This window comes from Citrobacter sp. C6_1, assembly GCF_014596835.2.
GTDB lineage: Bacteria > Pseudomonadota > Gammaproteobacteria > Enterobacterales > Enterobacteriaceae > Citrobacter > Citrobacter pasteurii.
Genome location: NZ_CP115031.1, coordinates 2,988,253 through 3,011,032, shown reverse-complemented (window position 1 = coordinate 3,011,032; position 22,780 = coordinate 2,988,253). Strand labels below are relative to the sequence as shown.

Genomic DNA, 22,780 nt, shown 5'->3' with positions numbered 1-22,780 from the left:
TTGAATGCATAACGATAAAGATCTCTCTACGTGGCAGACGTTTCGCCGACTATGGCCAACCATAGCGCCTTTTAAATCGGGTCTGATCGTGGCGGGTATAGCGTTAGTCCTTAACGCGGCCAGCGATACCTTCATGTTATCGCTCCTCAAGCCATTACTGGATGATGGTTTTGGTAAAACTGATCGCTCTGTGCTGCTGTGGATGCCTCTGGTGGTCATTGGGCTAATGATAGTTCGCGGTATTACGAGCTATGTCTCCAGCTACTGCATTTCATGGGTGTCAGGTAAAGTGGTCATGACCATGCGTCGCCGCCTGTTTGGTCATATGATGGGCATGCCTGTCGCCTTTTTTGATAAACAGTCTACAGGCACGTTGCTATCACGTATTACCTATGATTCCGAGCAGGTCGCGTCTTCGTCTTCCGGCGCATTGATCACTGTGGTACGTGAAGGGGCCTCAATTATTGGCCTGTTTATCATGATGTTCTACTACAGTTGGCAGCTGTCATTGATCCTGATTGTGCTGGCGCCCATCGTATCGGTGGCCATTCGAGTGGTCTCCAGGCGTTTTCGTAGCATCAGTAAAAACATGCAAAACACCATGGGGCAGGTGACAACCAGTGCGGAGCAGATGCTGAAAGGCCACAAAGAAGTTTTGATTTTTGGTGGTCAGGAAGTTGAAACCAAGCGTTTTGACAAAGTCAGCAACAAGATGCGTCTGCAGGGTATGAAGATGGTTTCCGCCTCTTCTATCTCTGACCCTATCATCCAGCTGATTGCGTCTCTGGCTCTGGCCTTCGTGTTATATGCGGCCAGCTTCCCAAGCGTAATGGAAAACCTGACGGCAGGGACAATCACCGTTGTCTTCTCCTCAATGATTGCGCTGATGCGTCCGTTAAAATCGCTGACTAACGTCAACGCGCAGTTCCAGCGCGGTATGGCGGCGTGCCAGACTTTATTTACCATTCTGGATAGCGAACAGGAAAAAGATGAAGGTAAACGCGTTATCGAACGTGCGACCGGCGATCTGGAGTTCCGTAATGTGACCTTTACCTACCCGGGCCGTGACATTCCTGCGTTACGTAACATCAACCTGAATATTCCGGCGGGCAAAACCGTTGCCCTGGTTGGACGTTCTGGTTCGGGTAAATCCACTATCGCCAGCCTGATCACGCGCTTCTACGATATCGATGAAGGGCAGATTCTGATGGATGGGCACGACCTGCGTGAATACACCCTGTCATCTCTGCGCGATCAGGTGGCGCTGGTATCGCAGAACGTTCACCTGTTCAATGATACGGTTGCCAACAATATTGCCTACGCGCGTACCGATATGTATAGCCGTGAGCAGATCGAAAAAGCTGCGCAGATGGCCTACGCCATGGATTTCATCAACAAGATGGATGATGGTCTGGATACGGTGATTGGCGAAAACGGCGTGCTGCTTTCAGGTGGTCAGCGCCAGCGTATCGCCATTGCTCGCGCCTTGCTGCGCGACAGTCCGATCCTGATCCTCGATGAAGCTACGTCGGCGCTGGATACCGAATCCGAACGCGCGATTCAGTCTGCACTTGATGAGCTACAGAAAAACCGTACCTCTCTGGTTATTGCTCACCGCCTTTCTACCATTGAACAGGCGGATGAGATCATCGTGGTAGAAGACGGGCTGATTGTTGAGCGCGGAACCCATAGCGAACTGCTTGAGCAGCGTGGGGTTTATGCACAATTACATAAAATGCAATTTGGTCAATGATCGCACGTATCTGGTCCGGTGAATCGCCGTTGTGGCGATTATTATTGCCACTTTCCTGGCTGTATGGTCTGGTGAGTGGCGGGATTCGTCTATGCTACAAGCTTGGGCTTAAACGTGCATGGCGTGCGCCAGTACCGGTGGTGGTGGTCGGCAATCTTACCGCAGGCGGCAATGGTAAAACACCGGTAGTCATCTGGCTGGTTGAACAGCTGCAGCAACGCGGTATTCGTGTGGGCGTAGTGTCTCGTGGCTATGGCGGGAAAGCGGCGACTTATCCGCTATTGCTAACAGCAGACACTACTAGCGCAGAAGCGGGTGATGAGCCTGTGCTTATCTTTCAACGTACCGGCGTACCCGTAGCGGTATCTCCGGTAAGATCGGATGCGGTAAAAGCGATCCTTGCTCACCATGATGTGCAGATTATTGTGACAGACGATGGGTTACAGCACTATCGTCTGGCACGTGATGTGGAAATCGTGGTGATTGACGGTGTTCGTCGGTTTGGTAACGGCTGGTGGCTCCCTGCGGGCCCAATGCGTGAGCGTGCGGGTCGGCTGAAATCGGTGGATGCCACGATCGTTAATGGCGGTGTGGCGCGACCGGGTGAAATTCCCATGCATCTTGAGCCTGGGCTGGCCGTTAATTTACGTACTGGTGAACGCCGCGATGTCGCGCAACTGCCTGATATTGTCGCCATGGCGGGTATCGGCCATCCCCCCCGTTTTTTTGCCACGCTTGAGGCATGTGGCGCCAGGCCACAAAAATGTGTCGCACTGGCGGACCATCAGTCTCTGACCTACAGTGACGTCAGTGCGTTGTTAGCCGAAGGACAAACGCTGGTGATGACGGAAAAAGATGCCGTGAAATGCCGCGCATTTGCCGATGATAACTGGTGGTATTTACCCGTTGACGCACATCTGTCAGGCGAACGGCCTGATGCGTTGCTGGATAGCTTAATCTCGCTGACTCGCTGACTGATTCACGCTGCGGCAGCGAATCATTTATGAGGCCATAAATGTTGTTGCCGCGTCTTTCTCTGACGGATGCCCGTCATCTTCACCTTGCTGCCCAGGGGCTGCTGAAAAAAACACGCCGTCGGGCAACGCCTGCAGATATTCTTCCCACCATTTCGCGCATGTCGTTACTGCAAATCGATACCATCAATATTGTCGCGCGCAGCCCCTATCTGGTGCTGTTTAGTCGTTTGGGCGACTATTCCCCCCAATGGCTCGATGACTCCTTAATGCAGGGCGAACTGATGGAGTATTGGGCGCATGAAGCCTGTTTTTTACCGCGCAGCGACTTTACGCTGATACGCCATCGTATGTTGGCTCCGGAAAAAATGGGCTGGAAATACAAAGCGGCGTGGATGAAAGAACATGCTCATGAAATAGAGCAACTGTTGCAGCATATCCAGCATAACGGGCCGGTACGTTCAGCCGATTTCGAGCATTCGCGTAAGGGTGCCAGCGGCTGGTGGGAATGGAAACCACAAAAGCGGCATCTGGAAGGGCTTTTTACATCCGGGAAAGTGATGGTGGTGGAGCGGCGTAATTTTCAGCGAGTGTATGATTTAACGCATCGCGTCATGCCTCATTGGGATGACGAGCGTGACCGGCTGTCGCAGGATGAAGCCGAAATTGTGATGCTGGATAACAGCGCCCGTAGTTTGGGTATTTTCCGTGAGCAGTGGCTGGCGGACTACTATCGCCTGAAGCGTCCGGCGTTAAAAAACTGGTGCGATATGCGAAGGGAACAGCGACATATAATTCCTGTTGATGTAGAAGGGCTGGGCACCTTGTGGCTGCATAGCCACCTTCAGCCGCAACTGGAACTTGCTCTGGCGGGAAAGTTGACTGCCACCCACAGCGCTGTTTTATCCCCGTTTGATCCGGTGGTCTGGGATCGTAAACGGGCAGAACAGCTGTTTGATTTTAGCTACCGACTGGAATGCTATACGCCAGCGCCCAAACGTCAGTATGGTTATTTCGTCTTGCCGCTGCTGTATCGCGGGCAGTTAGTTGGGCGCATGGACGCCAAAATGCACCGTAAAACCGGCGTGCTGGAGGTTATTTCGCTGTGGTTGCAGGATGGCATCAAACCAGGGGTTACTCTGCAAAAAGGCTTGCTCCAGGCCATCAGTGATTTTGCTCGCTGGCAGCAGGCGACGCGAGTGACATTGGGGAATTGCCCGGACGGTTTATTTGCTGACTCCCGGCACGGTTGGGAAATAGACCCAGCCTCTTAATTGATTATGTTAATATTTACGGATTCACAATCCGGTCCATCTGGAGGAACTATGGATCATCGTCTGCTTGAAATCATTGCCTGCCCGGTATGCAATGGCAAACTCTGGTTTAACCAGGAAAAACAGGAACTGATTTGTAAACTGGATAACCTTGCTTTCCCACTGCGCGATGGCATTCCAGTTTTGCTGGAAACCGAAGCCCGTGTTCTGACTGCTGATGAGAGTAAATCATGAGTTTTGTGGTCATTATTCCTGCGCGTTATGCGTCCACACGTTTACCGGGTAAGCCGCTGCTGGATATCAACGGCAAGCCCATGATTGTGCATGTGCTGGAGCGAGCGCGTGAATCTGGCGCTGAGCGTATTATTGTTGCTACCGATCATGAAGATGTCGCTCGTGCGGTAGAAGCGGTGGGTGGCGAAGTGTGCATGACACGTGCCGATCACCAGTCTGGCACGGAGCGACTGGCGGAAGTTGTCGAGAAATGTGGTTTTAGCGATGATACCGTTATCGTGAACGTACAGGGTGATGAGCCGATGATCCCGGCGGTCATTATTCGCCAGGTCGCTGAGAATCTGGCGCAGCGCCAGGTTGGTATGGCGACCCTTGCAGCCCCGATTCACAGCGCGGAAGAGGCATTTAATCCGAATGCGGTAAAAGTTGTGCTGGATGCCGAAGGTTATGCGCTCTATTTTTCACGCGCGACCATTCCGTGGGATCGCGACCGTTTCGCCAAAAGCCTCGAAACGGTGGGCGATACTTTCCTGCGTCACCTGGGCATTTACGGTTATCGCGCCGGATTTATTCGCCGTTATGTAAACTGGCAGCCGAGTCCGCTTGAGCATATTGAAATGCTGGAGCAACTGCGTGTGCTGTGGTACGGCGAAAAAATTCACGTCGCCGTTGCTAAGGAAGTTCCTGGCACAGGGGTTGATACCGCTGAAGATCTTGAGCGTGTTCGCGCTGAGATGCCTTAGTTTTTCTCACGATTCTCCATTAAGATACGCTGAATAATTTAAGTTGCAGGAGGCTTGACTCACCTGCAGCTTGAAGTATGACGCGTATTTTTGGGAGGCGTATCGTATCGTTACGCTTTTCCTCCACTTTTCTTTTCATCAATTGATCTCATCCGGGTGACATCTGTCTGCACGACGCTCATTATGAAAGCAGTAGCATTTATGAGGGCAATCTGAAATGGAACAGTTGCGTGCCGAACTCAGCCATCTGCTGGGTGAAAAACTCAGTCGTATTGAATGCGTAAATGAAAAAGTGGATACGGCTCTGTGGTCACTGTATGACAGCCAGGGAAATCCGATGCCACTGATGGCGAGAAGTTTCACCACACCGGGGATGGCGCAGCAGTTAGCATGGAAAACCACCATGCTGGCACGCAGCGGGACGGTGCGTATGCCAGTCATTTATGGTGTCTTAACGCACGAAGAGCATCCCGGCCCTGATGTCCTGTTGCTTGAGCGTTTACGCGGTGTGCCGGTAGAAGCGCCTGCCAGAACGCCCGAACGCTGGGAACATTTAAAGGATCAGATTGTAGAAGGTCTGCTTTCATGGCATCGGCAGGATAGCCGCGGCTGTGTGGGAATGGTGGATAACACGCAAGAGAATATCTGGCCATCCTGGTATCGTCAGCGAGTAGAGGTGCTGTGGACTACGCTAAGTCAGTTCAACAATACCGGGCTGACGATGCAGGACAAACGGATCCTGTTTCGCACCCGTGAGTGTTTGCCCGCTTTATTTGAAGGATTCAATGATAACTGTGTGCTGATCCACGGTAATTTCAGCTTACGCAGTATGCTTAAAGACGCCCGTAGCGATCAGCTTCTGGCGATGGTGGGGCCTGGGTTGATGTTGTGGGCGCCGAGGGAATATGAACTGTTCCGCTTAATGGATAATGCGCTGGCGGAAAGCCTGCTATGGCAATACCTGCAGCGCGCGCCAGTGGCGGAGTCGTTCATCTGGCGGCGCTGGTTGTATGTGTTATGGGATGAGGTTGCGCAACTGGTCAATACCGGACGTTTTAATCGTTCCAACTTTGACCTGGCAACGAAATCACTGCTGCCGTGGCTCGCCTGAACCTTTTAGCCACTGCCAGATGCGCCCCAACGTTTCGTAACCAACACGATCGCTATGCATCAGCCAGACAGGCGAAGGGATTGCCCGCTCCCACGGATTGAGTGGGGAATCGATGGCCAGTTGATTGGCGGGTGCAGGCAAAGGATACAGTCCGGCCTGCTGGAAGAAAATCATCGCACGCGGTAAGTGCGATGCGGATGTCACCAGCAGGAACGGCGCATCGCCAATGGCCTGTTTCACTGCGGTCGCTTCTTCTTCGGTATCTTTAGGTTTATCCAGCGTAATGATCTCGCTGCGGGGGACGCCCAGCGACTGCGCCACGCGAGCGCCAGCTTCAGCCGTGCTGACATTATTGGTCTTTGCGGCAGCGCCGGTAAAGATAAGCTTCGATCCCGGGTTTGCGCGCCATAGGCGAATACCTTCATTCAGACGTGGAAGGCTGTTGTTGATCAGGTTTGAACTCGGCGCCCACTGCGGATTCCAGGTATATCCGCCACCCAACACCACAATGTACTCCACTTTTTGCCTATCCTGCCAGGTTGGATAACTATCCTCAAGCGGTTTCAACAGGCTATCGGCGACGGGCTGCAAACTAAGAAGTAACAGCGCCAGCCAACTCAGACTAATACACACTTTCCCCGTTTTCTGAAAGCGGCTAAACCAGATTAACCCCAGGCCGATGCCCATCACAAGCAGCATCAACGGAAGCGGCAGCATCATACCGCCAATCACTTTCTTCAGCGTAAAAAGCATCCTTTTTGGTTCCTTTTTTAACCATACAGCAGGGGATCTGCAGGGATATTACACCAGGAAGGTTCATTCTCGGCGTGGGTGTGACAAAATAGCGGTTTTACTTAGTCGCCCTAAAGCCAGCCTGTGGAGAGCCCGATGCGGGATCGCAATTTTGATGACATTGCAGAGAAGTTTTCCCGTAACATTTACGGCACCACCAAAGGTCAATTAAGACAGGCTATTCTCTGGCAGGATTTGGATCGCCTACTGCCCACGCTCGGTGAACAGAAATTACATATTCTGGATGCTGGGGGGGGCGAAGGGCAAACGGCCATCAAAATGGCGGAGCGCGGTCACTTCGTGACATTATGCGACCTGTCCGGTGAGATGATCGCCCGTGCGCAACAGGCAGCAGAGGCAAAAGGTGTGAGCGGAAACATGCATTTCATACAATGCGCCGCTCAGGATGTTGCTGCGCATTTGGAAAGCCCGGTTGATCTGATATTGTTTCATGCTGTGCTGGAATGGGTGGCCGAACCGGTTTGCGTGCTGCAAACCCTGTGGTCGGTATTACGTCCCGGCGGCGCGTTATCGTTAATGTTCTACAATGCTAACGGTCTGCTGATGCACAACATGGTCGCAGGGAATTTCGACTATGTGCAGGTTGGGATGCCAAAACGTAAAAAACGTACGCTTTCACCAGACTATCCGCGTGAACCAGGACAGGTTTATCAGTGGCTGGAAGAGATCGGTTGGCAGATAACCGGTAAGACAGGCGTACGCGTGTTTCATGATTATCTGCGAGATAAGCATCAACAGCGTGACGGTTATGAAATGTTACTTGAGTTAGAAACGCGCTATTGCCGCCAGGAACCGTATATCAGCCTTGGCCGCTATATTCATGTCACCGCGCGCAAACCGCAGATGCAAGGATAACCTATGAGTGAATTTTCCCAGACAGTCCCCGAACTGGTTGCCTGGGCCAGAAAAAATGACTTCTCCATTTCTCTGCCGGTAGACAGACTTTCGTTCCTGCTGGCGGTAGCCACGCTGAACGGTGAGCGACTTGACGGTGAGATGAGTGAAGGCGAGCTGGTGGATGCGTTCCGCCATGTGAGTGATGCGTTTGAGCAAACCAGCGAAACCATCGGTGTTCGCGCCAATAACGCGATTAACGACATGGTACGTCAACGTCTGCTGAACCGCTTTACCAGCGAGCAGGCGGAAGGTAACGCTATTTATCGTTTAACGCCGCTGGGAATTGGCATCACGGATTACTATATTCGTCAGCGCGAATTCTCTACATTGCGTTTGTCGATGCAGTTGTCGATTGTTGCTGGTGAGCTGAAGCGTGCGGCAGATGCCGCCGCGGAAGGTGGTGATGAATTCCACTGGCACCGCAACGTCTATGCGCCATTGAAGTATTCGGTAGCGGAAATTTTCGACAGTATTGATTTGACTCAGCGCATTATGGATGAGCAGCAGCAGCAGGTAAAAGACGATATCGCACAGTTGCTGAATAAGGACTGGCGGGCGGCAATTTCCAGCTGTGAAATGCTGCTGTCTGAAACGTCTGGTACGCTGCGTGAGCTGCAGGATACGCTGGAAGCGGCAGGGGATAAGCTCCAGGCGAACCTGTTACGCATTCAGGATGCGACGATGGCACATGACGATCTGCATTTTGTCGACCGGTTGGTGTTTGACTTACAAAGCAAGCTCGATCGCATTATCAGCTGGGGTCAGCAATCCATCGATTTGTGGATCGGTTACGATCGTCACGTGCACAAGTTTATCCGTACCGCGATCGATATGGACAAAAACCGCGTCTTTGCCCAGCGTCTGCGCCAGTCCGTGCAGACCTACTTTGACGATCCGTGGGCGCTGACCTATGCCAACGCCGATCGTCTACTGGATATGCGCGACGAAGAGATGGTGCTGCGTGATGAAGAGGTCACCGGCGAGTTGCCCGCCGATCTGGAATATGAAGAATTTAACGAGATCCGCGAACAGCTGGCGGCAATTATCGAAGAGCAGTTGGCTATCTATAAATCCAGACAAACGCCACTGGATCTCGGATTGGTCGTGCGCGAGTATCTGGCGCAATACCCACGTGCGCGTCACTTCGACGTAGCGCGTATTGTTATTGATCAGGCGGTACGTCTTGGCGTAGCGCAAGCAGACTTCACCGGACTGCCCGCGAAATGGCAGCCGATTAATGATTACGGAGCCAAGGTACAGGCGCATGTCATTGACAAATATTGAACAAGTGATGCCGGTAAAGCTGGCGCAGGCGCTGGCGAATCCGTTATTTCCAGCGCTGGATAGCGCTTTACGTTCGGGTCGCCATATCGGCCTGGATGAACTGGATAATCATGCCTTCCTGATGGATTTTCAGGAATATTTTGAAGAGTTTTACAGCCGCTATAACGTGGAATTGATCCGTGCCCCGGAAGGGTTCTTCTACCTTCGTCCACGTTCAACGACGCTCATTCCCCGTTCGGTTCTGTCTGAACTGGATATGATGGTCGGTAAAATTCTTTGCTATCTCTATCTCAGCCCGGAACGCCTGGCGAACGAAGGGATTTTTACCCAGCAAGAGCTGTATGACGAGCTATTAACGCTGGCGGATGAAGCCAAACTGCTGAAGCTGGTGAACAACCGTTCAACCGGTTCGGACGTTGATCGCCAGAAACTCCAGGAAAAGGTTCGTTCTTCGCTAAACCGTCTCCGCCGCTTAGGCATGGTATGGTTTATGGGTCATGACAGCAGCAAATTCCGTATTACGGAATCAGTCTTCCGCTTTGGCGCGGATGTACGCAGCGGTGACGATCCGCGCGAAGCGCAGCGTCGCTTGATTCGTGATGGCGAAGCGATGCCGGTCGAGAACCGCCTGCAGCTTAACGATGAGCCAGAAGATAATCAGCCGGACAGTGGAGAAGAAGAATAATGATTGAACGCGGTAAATTTCGCTCACTTACGCTGATTAACTGGAATGGTTTTTTTGCCCGTACGTTTGACCTTGATGAACTGGTTACCACGCTGTCCGGCGGTAACGGTGCGGGTAAATCCACTACCATGGCGGCATTTGTTACGGCGCTCATCCCTGACTTGACTCTGCTGCATTTCCGTAACACCACCGAAGCCGGTGCAACCAGCGGCTCACGTGATAAAGGCCTGCACGGTAAGCTGAAAGCAGGTGTCTGTTACTCAATGCTTGACGTGCTCAACTCGCGCCATCAGCGTGTGGTCGTCGGCGTGCGTCTGCAGCAGGTTGCCGGGCGCGATCGTAAAGTGGACATCAAGCCGTTTGCGATTCAGGGGTTGCCGATGTCGGTGCAGCCAACCCAACTGGTTACGGAAACCCTGAACGAACGCCAGGCTCGCGTTCTGTCTCTCGCAGAGCTGAAAGAGAAGCTTGATGAGATGGAAGGTGTGCAGTTTAAGCAGTTTAACTCAATCACCGATTATCACTCGTTGATGTTCGATCTGGGGATCATCGCCCGTCGTCTGCGCTCTGCCTCTGACCGTAGTAAATTCTATCGCCTGATTGAAGCCTCACTGTACGGCGGTATTTCCAGCGCCATTACCCGCTCGCTGCGTGACTACCTGCTGCCGGAAAACGGCGGCGTGCGTAAAGCGTTCCAGGATATGGAAGCGGCGCTACGTGAAAACCGCATGACGCTGGAAGCGATTCGCGTCACCCAGTCAGATCGTGACCTGTTTAAGCATTTGATCAGCGAAGCGACCAACTATGTGGCTGCGGATTATATGCGCCACGCCAACGAACGTCGTATCCATCTTGATAAAGCGCTGGAATATCGTCGTGAGCTGCATACCTCACGCAAGCAGTTGGCCGCAGAGCAGTACAAGCACGTGGATATGGCGCGTGAACTGGGCGAGCATAACGGCGCGGAAGGCGATCTGGAAGCGGATTATCAGGCGGCAAGCGATCACCTGAATCTGGTGCAAACCGCGCTGCGTCAGCAGGAAAAAATTGAACGCTACGAAGCGGATCTCGAAGAACTGCAGGTTCGTCTCGAAGAACAAAATGAGGTGGTCGCGGAAGCCGTTGACCGCCAGGATGAAAACGAAGCCCGCGCGGAAGCCGCCGAACTGGAAGTGGATGAGCTGAAAAGCCAGCTTGCCGATTACCAGCAGGCGCTGGACGTTCAGCAAACGCGCGCCATCCAGTACACTCAGGCGATTCAGGCGCTAAATCGGGCGAAAGAGCTCTGTCACTTACCGGATCTGACGCCCGACAGTGCTGCCGAATGGCTGGAGACGTTCCAGGCGAAAGAGCAGGAAGCCACTGAAAAACTGCTGACGCTGGAACAAAAAATGAGCGTGGCACAAACCGCGCACAGTCAGTTCGAGCAGGCTTATCAGCTGGTGGCGGCTATCAACGGCCCACTGGCACGTGGTGATGCCTGGGGCGTCGCACGTGAGCTGCTGCGCGAAGGTGTTGAACAGCGCCACCTGGCGGAACAGGTTCAGCCATTGCGCATGCGTTTGAGCGAGCTGGAACAGCGTTTGCGCGAACAGCAGGAAGCCGAGCGTCTGCTGGCTGAATTCTGCAAGCGTCAGGGTAAACAGTTCGATATCGATGAGCTGGAAGCACTGCACCAGGAGCTGGAAGCGCGTATCGCCGCCTTGTCGGACAGCGTCTCTTCTGCCAGCGAACAACGTATGACGTTGCGCCAGGAGCAGGAGCAGTTGCAGTCTCGTATCCAGCATTTGATGCAACGCGCGCCGGTCTGGCTGGCCGCGCAAAATAGCCTGAACCAGCTTAGCGAACAGTGTGGCGAAGAATTTACCTCCAGCCAGGACGTCACCGAGTACCTGCAACAGTTGCTGGAGCGCGAGCGTGAAGCCATTGTTGAGCGTGATGAAGTCGGCGCGCGTAAAAATGCAGTTGATGAAGAGATTGAACGTCTAAGCCAGCCGGGCGGGGCGGAAGATCAGCGTCTGAACGCGCTGGCAGAACGCTTCGGCGGCGTGTTGCTGTCTGAAATCTATGACGATGTTAGCCTTGAAGATGCGCCGTACTTCTCTGCGCTTTACGGTCCTTCGCGTCATGCCATCGTGGTGCCGGATCTGTCGCTGATTACTGAGCAACTTGATGGGCTGACGGATTGCCCGGAAGACCTCTACTTCATCGAAGGGGATCCGCAGTCGTTTGATGACAGCGTTTTCAGTGTCGATGAGCTGGAAAAAGCGGTGGTGGTGAAAACCGCCGAGCGCCAGTGGCGTTACTCCCGCTTCCCAACGGTGCCGATTTTTGGTCGTGCCGCGCGTGAAAGCCGCATCGAAACGCTACACGCCGAGCGTGAGGGGCTGTCTGAACGTTTTGCAACGCTCTCTTTTGACGTCCAGAAAACCCAACGTCTGCACCAGGCGTTTAGCCGCTTTATCGGCAGCCATCTGTCGGTGGCGTTTGAGGCCGATCCGGAAGCCGAAATTCGTCAGTTGAACAGCCGTCGCGTTGAACTCGAACGTGCGCTGACCAACCATGAAAATGATAATCAGCAAAGCCGCACGCAGTTTGAACAGGCGAAAGAGGGGGTTTCTGCTCTTAACCGCCTGCTGCCGCGTTTGAATCTGCTGGCGGATGACACGCTGGCCGATCGTGTGGACGAAATTCGCGAACGTCTGGATGAAGCCCAGGAAGCGGCGCGTTTTGTGCAGCAGCACGGCAATCAGTTAGCCAAGCTGGAGCCGATGGTTTCCGTTCTGCAAAATGACCCGGAGCAGTTTGAACAGCTGAAAGAAGACTACGCGTATTCTCAGCAGACGCAGCGTGATGCACGCCAGCAGGCCTTTGCACTCACTGAAGTCGTTCAGCGCCGGGCGCACTTTAGCTATTCCGACTCCGCCGAAATGCTGAGCGGCAACAGCGATCTGAATGAGAAACTGCGTGAACGTCTGGAACAGGCGGAAGCTGAACGTACCCGCGCCCGTGAAGCGTTGCGCAGTCACGCCGCGCAGTTGAGCCAGTACAATCAGGTTATGGCCTCGCTGAAAAGCTCCTACGACACCAAGAAAGAGCTGCTTAACGATTTACAACGCGAATTGCAGGATATCGGCGTTCGCGCAGACAGCGGCGCTGAAGAGCGTGCGCGTATCCGTCGTGACGAACTGCATGCGCAGCTCAGCAACAACCGTGCACGCCGCAACCAACTTGAGAAAGCACTGACCTTCTGCGAAGCGGAGATGGAAAACCTGACCCGCAGACTGCGCAAGCTGGAACGTGATTATCATGAAATGCGCGAGCAGGTAGTTACCGCCAAAGCCGGCTGGTGTGCAGTCATGCGGATGGTGAAAGACAACGGCGTTGAGCGCCGTCTGCACCGTCGCGAGTTGGCGTATCTGTCCGGTGATGAACTGCGCTCGATGTCGGATAAGGCGCTCGGCGCGCTGCGTCTGGCCGTTGCGGATAACGAACATTTGCGCGATGTGCTGCGCATGTCTGAAGATCCCAAACGTCCAGAACGTAAAATTCAGTTTTTTGTCGCGGTTTACCAGCATCTGCGTGAACGTATTCGCCAGGATATTATCCGTACCGACGATCCGGTCGAAGCCATCGAGCAGATGGAGATTGAATTGAGCCGTCTGACGGAAGAGTTAACCTCCCGTGAACAGAAGCTGGCTATCAGCTCTCGCAGCGTGGCGAATATTATTCGTAAGACGATTCAGCGTGAACAGAACCGTATTCGTATGTTGAACCAGGGTCTGCAAAGCGTGTCGTTTGGTCAGGTAAACAGCGTTCGTCTGAACGTAAACGTGCGAGAAACGCACGCTACTTTGTTGGATGTCCTGTCCGAGCAGCATGAACAGCATCAGGACCTGTTTAACAGCAACCGTCTGACCTTCTCTGAAGCGCTGGCGAAGTTGTATCAGCGTCTTAATCCGCAGATCGACATGGGACAGCGTACGCCGCAAACCATTGGTGAAGAACTGCTCGACTACCGCAACTACCTGGAAATGGAAGTTGAGGTTAACCGTGGTTCTGACGGTTGGCTGCGTGCCGAATCGGGCGCGCTGTCCACAGGGGAAGCGATCGGTACCGGGATGTCAATCCTCGTGATGGTTGTTCAAAGCTGGGAAGATGAAGGTCGTAGACTGCGTGGGAAAGATATCTCGCCATGCCGCCTGTTGTTCCTTGATGAAGCCGCACGACTCGATGCCCGCTCCATCGCAACCCTGTTTGAACTGTGCGAGCGTTTGCAGATGCAGCTGATTATTGCTGCGCCGGAAAATATCAGCCCGGAGAAAGGCACAACCTACAAACTGGTGCGTAAAGTCTTCCAGAATACCGAACACGTTCACGTGGTGGGTCTGCGTGGTTTTGCCCCTCAGTTGCCTGAGCCGTTACCTGGGATAGAAGATGCCTCTTCGCAGGCAAGCTAAGTAAAAAGGCGGCGCTAAAGCCGCCTTTTTCTTTTCCGATATGCTCATGATACCTGGTGTAATTTCTTTAGACTTCTTTACATTAGGTTAGGCAAAAATGATTTGATGTTTATATACTGAAGGTAAGCCTAACGCGTCACCGGGCTTGCTCGTCATACTTCAGAATGTATTGGCGTTTTACAGGCCCGCTCCCGTGAGAGTAACGGGGAATACAGGCGGTCTGGCTACTCAAAGTATGATAAAGAAAACAGGGGGCAAGGGATGTTGCTTAATAAAATGTGTGGTCGTCGGCTGTCGGCAATCAGTTTGTGCCTGGCCGTAACATTCGCTCCACTGTTCAATGCGCAGGCCGATGAGCCTGAAATGATTCCTGGCGACAGCTCTGCGGCCGTTAGCGAACAGCCTACAGCGTTATCGCAACCGCAGGTACAATCTTCCGCGACGGCGATCATGGCGGGGATTCAACCGCTGCCGCAGGGCGTGTCAGTTGATCAAGCCCGCGCTGAATTGCAATCTCAGCTACCAGCAGGCTATACGCCGGTTTATATGAGCCAGCTGGAATTACTGTATGCCGCACGCGAAATGAAACCGATGTGGGAAAATCGTGATGCGGTAAAAGCCTTTCAACAACAGTTAGCCGAGGTGGCGATTGCCGGCTTTCAGCCGCAGTTCACCTCGTGGGTTGCACTTCTGACTGACCCGGCAGTCACTGGCCTTGCACGTGATACTGTGCTTTCTGATGCGATGATGGGCTATCTGCACTTTATTGCCAATATCCCCGTCAAAGGTAGCCGCTGGCTGTATAGCGATAAGCCTTATGCTCTGGCAACGCCACCGCTCTCCGTTGTTAACCAATGGCAGGTGGCGCTGGACAATGGTCAGCTAACGTCATTTATCACCAGCCTTACACCTCAACATCCACAGTATGCAGCGATGCATGAGTCGTTGCTGAAGCTGGTGGGGGATTCGCGACCCTGGCCACGGTTAACCAGCACCACGACGTTGCGTCCCGGTGAATGGAGTAATGATATCCCGGCGCTGCGCGAAATTCTGCGTCGCACCGGAATGCTGAACGCCGGTGTCAGCACTTCTGCCAAAGAAGGGCGTAGCGCCTACGATCGCGAACTTGTTGATGCGGTGAAACGTTTTCAGACATGGCAGGGGCTGGGGGCCGATGGCACGATTGGTCCTGCAACACGCGACTGGCTGAACGTGACGCCTGCTCAACGCGCGGGCGTACTGGCGTTAAATATTCAGCGTTTGCGCCTGCTGCCGAGCGATCTGTCTACCGGCATCATGGTAAACATCCCAGCCTACTCGCTGGTTTATTATCAGAACGGAAATCAGGTGCTGGCTTCCCGTGTTATTGTCGGACGTCCCGATCGTAAAACGCCGATGATGAGCAGCGCGTTGAATAATGTGGTTGTAAACCCACCGTGGAACGTACCGCCGACGCTGGCCCGAAAAGATATTCTGCCTAAATTGTGGAACGATCCGGGGTACCTTGAGCGTCACGGGTATACTGTAATGCGCGGCTGGAACAGCAAAGAGACGATAGATCCGTGGCAGGTCGACTGGGCTACAATCACCGCCTCAAATCTGCCGTTCCGCTTCCAGCAGGCACCGGGCGCGCGTAATTCGCTGGGGCGCTATAAATTCAACATGCCGAGTTCTGATGCCATTTATCTGCACGATACGCCAAACCATAATTTGTTCCAGAAGGATACTCGGGCGCTAAGTTCTGGCTGTGTGCGCGTGAATAAGGCCTCGGAACTGGCGAATATGCTGCTGCAGGATGCTGGCTGGAATGATACGCGCATCTCGGATGCCCTGAAGCAAGGGGATACGCGGTATGTAAATATCCGCCAGAATATTCCGGTCAACCTCTACTATCTGACTGCCTTTGTGGGAAGCGATGGACGCACTCAGTATCGTACAGATATTTACAATTACGATCAGACAGCGCGATCCAGCGCACAAATCATGTCGAAAGCTGAGCAATTAATCAGATAAATGAAGCAGTTCGAGGAAAATGATTGTCGTAAGTTATGACGAAAACGGGGCAGGATGGCTGTAAGCCCCGTATTTCCTGGGTTTGGGAGCCTTGACGTGGACTACTTAGCCAGATAAGGTTTCCCGCGTGCGCTAGAGCATACATACGATAACATTGACCTGTAGACCTTAATACCATGGACAAATTTGACGCTAATCGCCGCAAATTGCTGGCGCTTGGTGGTATTGCCCTCGGCGCTGCCATCCTGCCCACGCCTGCGTTTGCAACACTCTCCACCCCACGTCCGCGTATATTGACGTTGAATAACCTGCATACCGGTGAGTCAATTAAAGCAGAGTTTTTTGATGGCAGGGGCTATATTCAGGACGAATTAGCAAAACTTAATCACTTTTTCCGTGACTTTCGGGCGAATAAAGTGAAATCCATCGACCCGGGATTGTTTGATCAACTCTTCCGTCTGCAGGGACTGCTGGGTACGCGTAAACCCGTACAACTGATCTCCGGCTATCGCTCCATCGATACCAATAACGAACTCCGTGCACGTAGTCGTGGTGTGGCAAAGAAAAGCTACCACACGAAAGGACAGGCCATGGATTTCCATATTGAAGGCATCGCATTAAGTAATATTCGCAAAGCTGCGTTATCTATGCGCGCAGGTGGTGTAGGATACTACCCCAGCAGTAACTTTGTGCATATTGACACCGGGCCTGCACGGCACTGGTGATCCGTAAGCTTAATGAAACAGGAGCTGTATGAACTATCGTATTATTCCGGTCACTGCGTTCGCCCAGAACTGCTCGTTAATCTGGTGTGAGCAGACGCGTCTGGCCGCACTGGTCGATCCCGGCGGTGATGCCGAGAAAATCAAACAGGAAGTCGATGCCAGCGGTCTGACGCTTATGCAGATCCTGCTTACCCACGGTCATCTTGACCATGTAGGGGCAGCGGCTGAACTGGCACAGCATTACGGTGTACCGGTTATTGGGCCGGAAAAAGAAGATGAGTTCTGGCTGCAGGGGCTGCCTGCGCAAAGCCGTATGTTTGGCCTGGGTGACTGTGAGCCGCTGACGCCCGATCGCTGGCTAAACGAAGGCGATCGGATTAGCGTCGGCAACGTAACCTTACAGGTGCTGCATTGCCCGGGTCACACGCCAGGGCATGTGGTCTTCTTTGATCAACAATCAAAATTACTGATCTCGGGTGACGTGATTTTCAAAGGCGGCGTAGGACGCAGTGATTTCCCTCGCGGAGATCACAACCAATTGATTGATTCGATTAAACATAAACTCTTGCCATTGGGTGATGACGTGACGTTTATTCCGGGTCACGGCCCACTTTCTACACTGGGTAACGAACGGCTACATAATCCGTTCCTGCAGGATGAAATGCCTGTCTGGTAATAGCTTAGATAAGTAAAAGGGCTGCGACTGCGGTAATGCTAGTTAGTTAACGGACCGGAGGTAATGAATCTGTTGCCTCCTGCGTATTGCTACGTTCGCCTTAAAGCGCGCCCTGAGCCAGCATCCATGCTGGCTCTCCCTGCCTTACGGAAACATGTCGGCAATTTTCAGCCGGACCAGCCCACACCTGACCATCTGCATTTTTATTTGAACAGGTTTGAACAGCAAAACAGATTGAACTGGAAGTCAGAGCGTTGCAGCGATGACACCGGTCCGGCTGAAAATCGATGAGGCGTTGAAGGCTGACCGGGTCTGCCCGCAGGGATGCGGGCAGAGGGGACGGCCTGCATGGACGCAGGCTCGACCCCGGCCCGACCGGCAGACGGCATAAGACGAATGAATCGCGTAGCGACGATTTTCCCGCCGGGAGCCTGGGATGTAAGGGAGGCGGCGGTGAGCCTCCCTTACACGTTCACGGGTTTCTGGGCCTCAGAGAAGTGACAAACATAGGGTGAACGGAACCCTGAGCCTGAATTACATATTCTCAATAATGCTTAACTGACAGGCATTACGGCTATTGAGGCCTTTTCTGTACGCGATAGATTACAGCACTGCGACAATCGCTTCGCATAACGGCGCCATGTTGTCTGGCGTCATTCCTGCGACGTTTACGCGTCCGGAAGCAACAGCATAAACACCAAACTCTTCACGCAGGCGCAGAACCTGTTCTTTCGTCAGTCCGCTGAATGAGAACATACCGTTCTGTTTGATGATAAAGCTGAAGTCGCGGTTCGCACCTTTCTCCTGCAGCGTATTGACGAACAGTAAACGCATGCGCTGAATGCGTTGGCGCATATCGGTCAGTTCCTGTTCCCAGATGGCACGCAGCGCGTCGTTGCTCAGAATCGTGGCGACTACAGATGCGCCGTGGGCTGGCGGGTTGGAATAGTTAGCGCGGATGGCGGATTTCATCTGACTAAACGCACGGTCGACGGTTTCAGCATCAGCTGCAACCAGCGTACAGGCACCTACGCGCTCATTGTACAGACCAAAGTTCTTGGAGTAGGAGCTGGCGACAATCAGCTCTTTATGCAGCGCGGCAAATGCACGCAGACCTTCTGCATCTTCTTCCAGACCGCGGGCAAAGCCCTGGTATGCGAAGTCAAACAGCGGCAACCATCCTTTTTCGACAGAAAGCTGAGCCAGCGTTTGCCACTGCTCAAGCGTCGGATCGATACCGGTTGGGTTATGGCAGCAGCCGTGGAACAGTACTACATCGCCAGCCTGCGCTTCGCTGAGGCTTGCCAGCAGCGCATCAAAGTCTAACGAGTGGTTCGCCGCATCGTAATAGTTATATTCACGCACTTCCAGACCAGCAGAATTAAATACGCTCTTATGGTTCGGCCAGCTTGGGTTGCTGACCCACACGCGTTTTGCACTGGTGTTTTTTGCCAGGAAATCAGCGGCCACACGCAGGGCTCCTGTACCACCAGGGGTCTGTGCTGTACGCGCGCGTTTTTCATTAATCAGTGCACTTTCTTTACCAAACAGTAATTCCTGAGTGCAGCGACCAAACTCTGGAATACCGTCAATGCCAAGATAGTTTTTGGTGGTTTCATTTTCCAGGATATATTGCTCGGCTTTTTTAACGCTGGTCAATACCGGCGTTTTGCCTGTCTCATCTTTATATACACCGATTCCGAGGTTTATTTTCCCCGGGCGATCATCGGCACGAAACAAATCAGCCAGGCCCAAAATGGGGTCGGCAGGAGCGGCGGTAATGTTCTCAAACATGACGAGGTTCCATTGTGGTTACAGAAGGGAAGTCCGCTATCAGGTTAACGGTAGATTTACAAAATGCCAACCGTTAGTGACGAAAAGCAGGGGTGTTTTTTGAAGACGCAAGAATCCGCTGGCGGATATAAAAAAACAGGACCGAAGTCCTGTTTTTTAGGCATTTAGCAAAGAGGTCTGCTATTAGAACTGGTAAACGATACCTACTGCAACGGTGTCGTCAGAGCCTACGCCCAGTTTGTTGTCAGAATCGATCTGGTTGATGATGTAATCAACATAGGTGGACATGTTTTTGTTGAAGTAGTAAGTCGCACCCACTTCAACGTAGTTCACCAGATCTACGTCACCGATACCTTCGATATCCTTACCTTTAGATTTGGTATAGGCGATGGACGGACGCAGACCGAAGTCGAACTGGTACTGAGCAACTAACAGTACGTCTTCAGTTTTGTTCGCATAACCGTTAGAAATGCGGGTTGCGTTGCGGGTTTCGCTGTAGTTCGCTGCCAGGTAGATGTTGTTAGCATCGTATTTCACGCCGGTAGCCCACTGCTCAGCTTTGTCGCCATGGCCACGCAGAAGCGGGTTTTGCTGAGCATCGGTACGGTCAGCCGCGCCGTATGCACCGACGATACCGAAGCCTTCGAATTCGTAGCTTACAGAACCGCCAACACCGTCACCATTAGAGCGACGAACGTCATCACGCTCGTTTTTACCCAGGTACTGAACAGCGAAGTTCAGGCCTTCAACCAGACCGAAGAAGTTGGAGTTACGGTAGGTCGCGAGGCCACCGTTACGCTGAGAGAAGAACTGGTCGGAAGCCGCAGTATCGCCACCGAATTCTGGCAGCATATCGGTGTAACCCAGTGCATCGTATACGACGCCGTAGTTACGACCGTAATCGAAGGAGCCTGCGTCACCGAATTTCAGACCGGCAAACGCCAGACGGGTTTTGTTCCCATTCTGAGAGTCGTCACCGCCTTCGGAGTTATTGCCGCTGAACTGATATTCCCACTGGCCGTAACCGGTCAGTTGGTCGTTAATCTGAGTTTCCCCTTTGAAACCAAGACGGGCGTAAGTTTGATCGCCATTAGGTGCGTAGGCGTTGTCACCGTTGTGCTTGGAAAAATAGTGCAGACCTACAGCTTTACCGTAGATGTCTACTTTATTGCCATCTTTGTTATAAACTTCTGCAGCGTTAGCTGCCCCGGCTACCAGCAGAGCAGGGATAACCACTGCAAGAATATTGCGCTTCATCATTATTTATTACCCTCATCGGTTTTTATATGACACCTGCCACTGCCGCCAATAAATTCCGTCAATAAAAATTTACGGAACTATTGATGAGAGTTTGGTGTCTTTATGTGTCTGCAGGCATCTTTCCATTCAAACTACCGTTTCGCTACTCTCAAAGTGCTACAAATATAAAGATTTAGTTTCAAAAAGAAAAAATGTGTAACAAAATGTTATTTTTATGCAACTTTGTGAACGACTTCAAATTTCAGCTGTCCCTGCGATTGAATTTTGCTCAGTTTTATCTATTTATATGATTTTCTTATACTTAATTTTGCTAACGACATTTTTATCTAACCCCGCAAAAAAGAGCCATTTTTACAAATGCCTATTTTAGCCGTCCAGAATGCCGTGCGAATGGGGGATAAATGCTCTATTTGATCATGAAATGCTAATCCACAATAAAAATAGTGATTATTTTTTGTTCTCAAATGTTGCAGTGAAACATTGCGTAACAGGAAGGGGGAATTTACGGGTTGAGTTTAGTGCGGGATGAGAATTCATCTAAGGCGACAAATGCAGCAATGCGCTGAACGAAAAAAGGCCAGCAGTGCTGGCCTTTAAGGTTAAAGCGACAACGTTAGAAGCTGGCGTTACGCGGTGTACGCGGGAACGGAATAACATCGCGGACGTTCTGTACGCCGGTGACGTAAGCAATCAGACGCTCAAAGCCCAAACCAAAACCGGAATGCGGAACGGTACCGTAGCGACGCAGATCGCGATACCACCAGTAATCTTCTTTGTTCAGACCCATCTCCAGCATACGGGCATCCAGCACGTCCAGACGCTCTTCACGCTGAGAACCACCGATGATTTCACCGATTCCCGGTGCCAGCACGTCCATTGCCGCAACGGTTTTACCGTCTTCGTTAAGGCGCATATAAAACGCCTTAATATCTTTCGGATAGTTTTTAACAACCACCGGCGCTTTAAAGTGTTCTTCGGCAAGATAGCGTTCGTGCTCAGAAGACAGATCGACACCCCAGTAAACCGGGTTTTCGAACTGTTTGCCGCATTTTTCCAGAATGCTTACCGCATCGGTGTAATCCACCTGCGCGAAGTCAGCATCAATAAAACGTTCCAGGCGTGATACCGCGTCTTTGTCGACACGTTCGGCGAAGAACTTCATATCATCCGCACGCTCTGCCAGTACGGCTTTGAACGCGTATTTCAGCATCGCTTCAGCCAGACCTGCAACATCGTTCAGATCGGCAAAAGCGACTTCCGGCTCAAGCATCCAAAACTCTGCGAGGTGACGGCTGGTGTTGGAGTTTTCCGCACGGAAAGTCGGTCCAAATGTATAAATTTTGGACAGTGCGCAGGCATAGGTTTCGCCGTTCAACTGACCGGAAACCGTCAGGAAGGCTTCTTTACCAAAGAAGTCTTTATCGAAATCGACTTTACCCTGATCGTTGCGTGGCAGGTTTTCCAGATCCAGCGTTGATACGCGGAACATTTCACCGGCACCTTCGGTATCGGAAGCGGTGATCAGTGGAGTAGAAACCCAAAAGAAACCCTGCTCGTGGAAGAAGCGATGCAGCGCTTGCGCCAGCGTATGACGTACGCGCGCTACCGCACCAATCATATTGGTGCGCGGACGCATGTGCGCCACTTCACGCAGGTACTCAATACTGTGACGCTTTGCTGCCATGGGATAGGTGTCAGGATCTTCAACCCAGCCCGCGACTTCAACTTCAGTGGCCTGAATTTCAAAGCTCTGTCCTTGTCCTGGTGACGCAACGACTTTACCCGTCACGATAACCGAACAACCCGTCGTCAGGCGCAGCACGTCCTGATTGTAATTGGGCAGAGAATTATTGATGACGGCCTGTACAGGATCAAAGCAGGAACCGTCATAAACGGCAAGGAAGGAGATGCCAGCTTTTGAATCTCGGCGGGTACGCACCCATCCGCGCACGGTGACTTCGCTGTCAACGGCTACGCGGCCCTGGAGTACGTCGGCTACAGGCACAACGCTCATAATATTCTCTCTGTTAATAGTCGGATATATAAACACATGTCCACCCGTAATGGGGGGATACCTATGTTAC

General features: G+C 52.4%; 17 protein-coding genes. 13 read left to right on the top strand and 4 right to left on the bottom strand.

The window, feature by feature from the left end; genetic code table 11:
• Positions 1-4 precede the first annotated feature (4 nt).
• From msbA to IB196_RS14580, 6 genes are all read left to right on the top strand, one after another.
• Complete coding sequence (gene msbA, locus IB196_RS14605) at positions 5-1,753, top strand: lipid A ABC transporter ATP-binding protein/permease MsbA (RefSeq protein ID WP_005123558.1); 1,749 nt, start codon at positions 5-7, stop codon at positions 1,751-1,753.
• A complete protein-coding gene (gene lpxK, locus IB196_RS14600) occupies positions 1,750-2,727 on the top strand; it encodes a tetraacyldisaccharide 4'-kinase (protein ID WP_005123557.1) in 978 nt (325 codons plus the stop codon). Before msbA ends, lpxK begins: the two co-directional genes overlap by 4 nt.
• 41 nt (positions 2,728-2,768) lie before the next feature.
• A complete protein-coding gene (locus tag IB196_RS14595; protein WP_005123555.1) occupies positions 2,769-4,001 on the top strand; it encodes a winged helix-turn-helix domain-containing protein in 1,233 nt (410 codons plus the stop codon).
• A 51-nt stretch (positions 4,002-4,052) separates the two neighbouring features.
• Complete coding sequence (gene ycaR / locus IB196_RS14590) at positions 4,053-4,235, top strand: protein YcaR (RefSeq protein WP_003035793.1); 183 nt, start codon at positions 4,053-4,055, stop codon at positions 4,233-4,235.
• A complete protein-coding gene (kdsB, locus tag IB196_RS14585) occupies positions 4,232-4,978 on the top strand; it encodes a 3-deoxy-manno-octulosonate cytidylyltransferase (RefSeq protein ID WP_005123554.1) in 747 nt (248 codons plus the stop codon). The genes ycaR and kdsB overlap by 4 nt, the downstream gene beginning before the upstream one ends.
• Before the next feature lie 217 nt (positions 4,979-5,195).
• Positions 5,196-6,089 (top strand): YcbJ family phosphotransferase, encoded by an 894-nt coding sequence (locus tag IB196_RS14580; RefSeq protein WP_005123553.1) that lies wholly within the window; start codon positions 5,196-5,198, stop codon positions 6,087-6,089.
• Here the strand turns inward: IB196_RS14580 and elyC are convergent.
• Complete coding sequence (gene elyC / locus IB196_RS14575) at positions 6,066-6,842, bottom strand: envelope biogenesis factor ElyC (RefSeq protein ID WP_149691725.1); 777 nt, start codon at positions 6,840-6,842, stop codon at positions 6,066-6,068. The genes IB196_RS14580 and elyC overlap by 24 nt on opposite strands.
• Before the next feature lie 135 nt (positions 6,843-6,977).
• On the opposite strand from elyC, the gene cmoM reads away from it, so the two are divergent.
• From cmoM to IB196_RS14540, 7 genes are all read left to right on the top strand, one after another.
• Positions 6,978-7,757 carry a tRNA uridine 5-oxyacetic acid(34) methyltransferase CmoM gene (gene cmoM, locus IB196_RS14570; RefSeq protein ID WP_040231810.1) on the top strand — a complete coding sequence of 260 codons (780 nt, stop codon included), beginning with the start codon at positions 6,978-6,980 and terminating at the stop codon, positions 7,755-7,757.
• A gap of 3 nt (positions 7,758-7,760) precedes the next feature.
• Complete coding sequence (gene mukF, locus IB196_RS14565; protein WP_005123549.1) at positions 7,761-9,083, top strand: chromosome partition protein MukF; 1,323 nt, start codon at positions 7,761-7,763, stop codon at positions 9,081-9,083.
• A complete protein-coding gene (gene mukE / locus IB196_RS14560; protein WP_005123548.1) occupies positions 9,064-9,768 on the top strand; it encodes a chromosome partition protein MukE in 705 nt (234 codons plus the stop codon). Before mukF ends, mukE begins: the two co-directional genes overlap by 20 nt.
• Positions 9,768-14,228, top strand: coding sequence for a chromosome partition protein MukB (gene mukB / locus IB196_RS14555; protein ID WP_040231813.1), 4,461 nt, complete (start codon positions 9,768-9,770; stop codon positions 14,226-14,228). The genes mukE and mukB overlap by 1 nt, the downstream gene beginning before the upstream one ends.
• Positions 14,229-14,489: 261 nt before the next feature.
• A complete protein-coding gene (gene ldtD / locus IB196_RS14550) occupies positions 14,490-16,241 on the top strand; it encodes a L,D-transpeptidase (RefSeq protein WP_005123544.1) in 1,752 nt (583 codons plus the stop codon).
• Positions 16,242-16,417: 176 nt separating this feature from the next.
• Complete coding sequence (locus IB196_RS14545; protein ID WP_003831948.1) at positions 16,418-16,966, top strand: YcbK family protein; 549 nt, start codon at positions 16,418-16,420, stop codon at positions 16,964-16,966.
• A gap of 28 nt (positions 16,967-16,994) precedes the next feature.
• Complete coding sequence (locus tag IB196_RS14540; RefSeq protein ID WP_149691722.1) at positions 16,995-17,642, top strand: MBL fold metallo-hydrolase; 648 nt, start codon at positions 16,995-16,997, stop codon at positions 17,640-17,642.
• 603 nt (positions 17,643-18,245) lie between these two features.
• Here the strand turns inward: IB196_RS14540 and aspC are convergent.
• From aspC to asnS, 3 genes are all read right to left on the bottom strand, one after another.
• On the bottom strand, positions 18,246-19,436 hold the full coding sequence (gene aspC / locus IB196_RS14535; RefSeq protein ID WP_005123542.1) for an aspartate transaminase: 1,191 nt from the start codon (positions 19,434-19,436) through the stop codon (positions 18,246-18,248).
• A 183-nt stretch (positions 19,437-19,619) separates the two neighbouring features.
• On the bottom strand, positions 19,620-20,696 hold the full coding sequence (gene ompF, locus IB196_RS14530; RefSeq protein ID WP_040231815.1) for a porin OmpF: 1,077 nt from the start codon (positions 20,694-20,696) through the stop codon (positions 19,620-19,622).
• 613 nt (positions 20,697-21,309) lie between these two features.
• Positions 21,310-22,710 (bottom strand): asparagine--tRNA ligase, encoded by a 1,401-nt coding sequence (gene asnS, locus IB196_RS14525; protein ID WP_005123540.1) that lies wholly within the window; start codon positions 22,708-22,710, stop codon positions 21,310-21,312.
• Between the last annotated feature and the right edge of the window lie 70 nt (positions 22,711-22,780).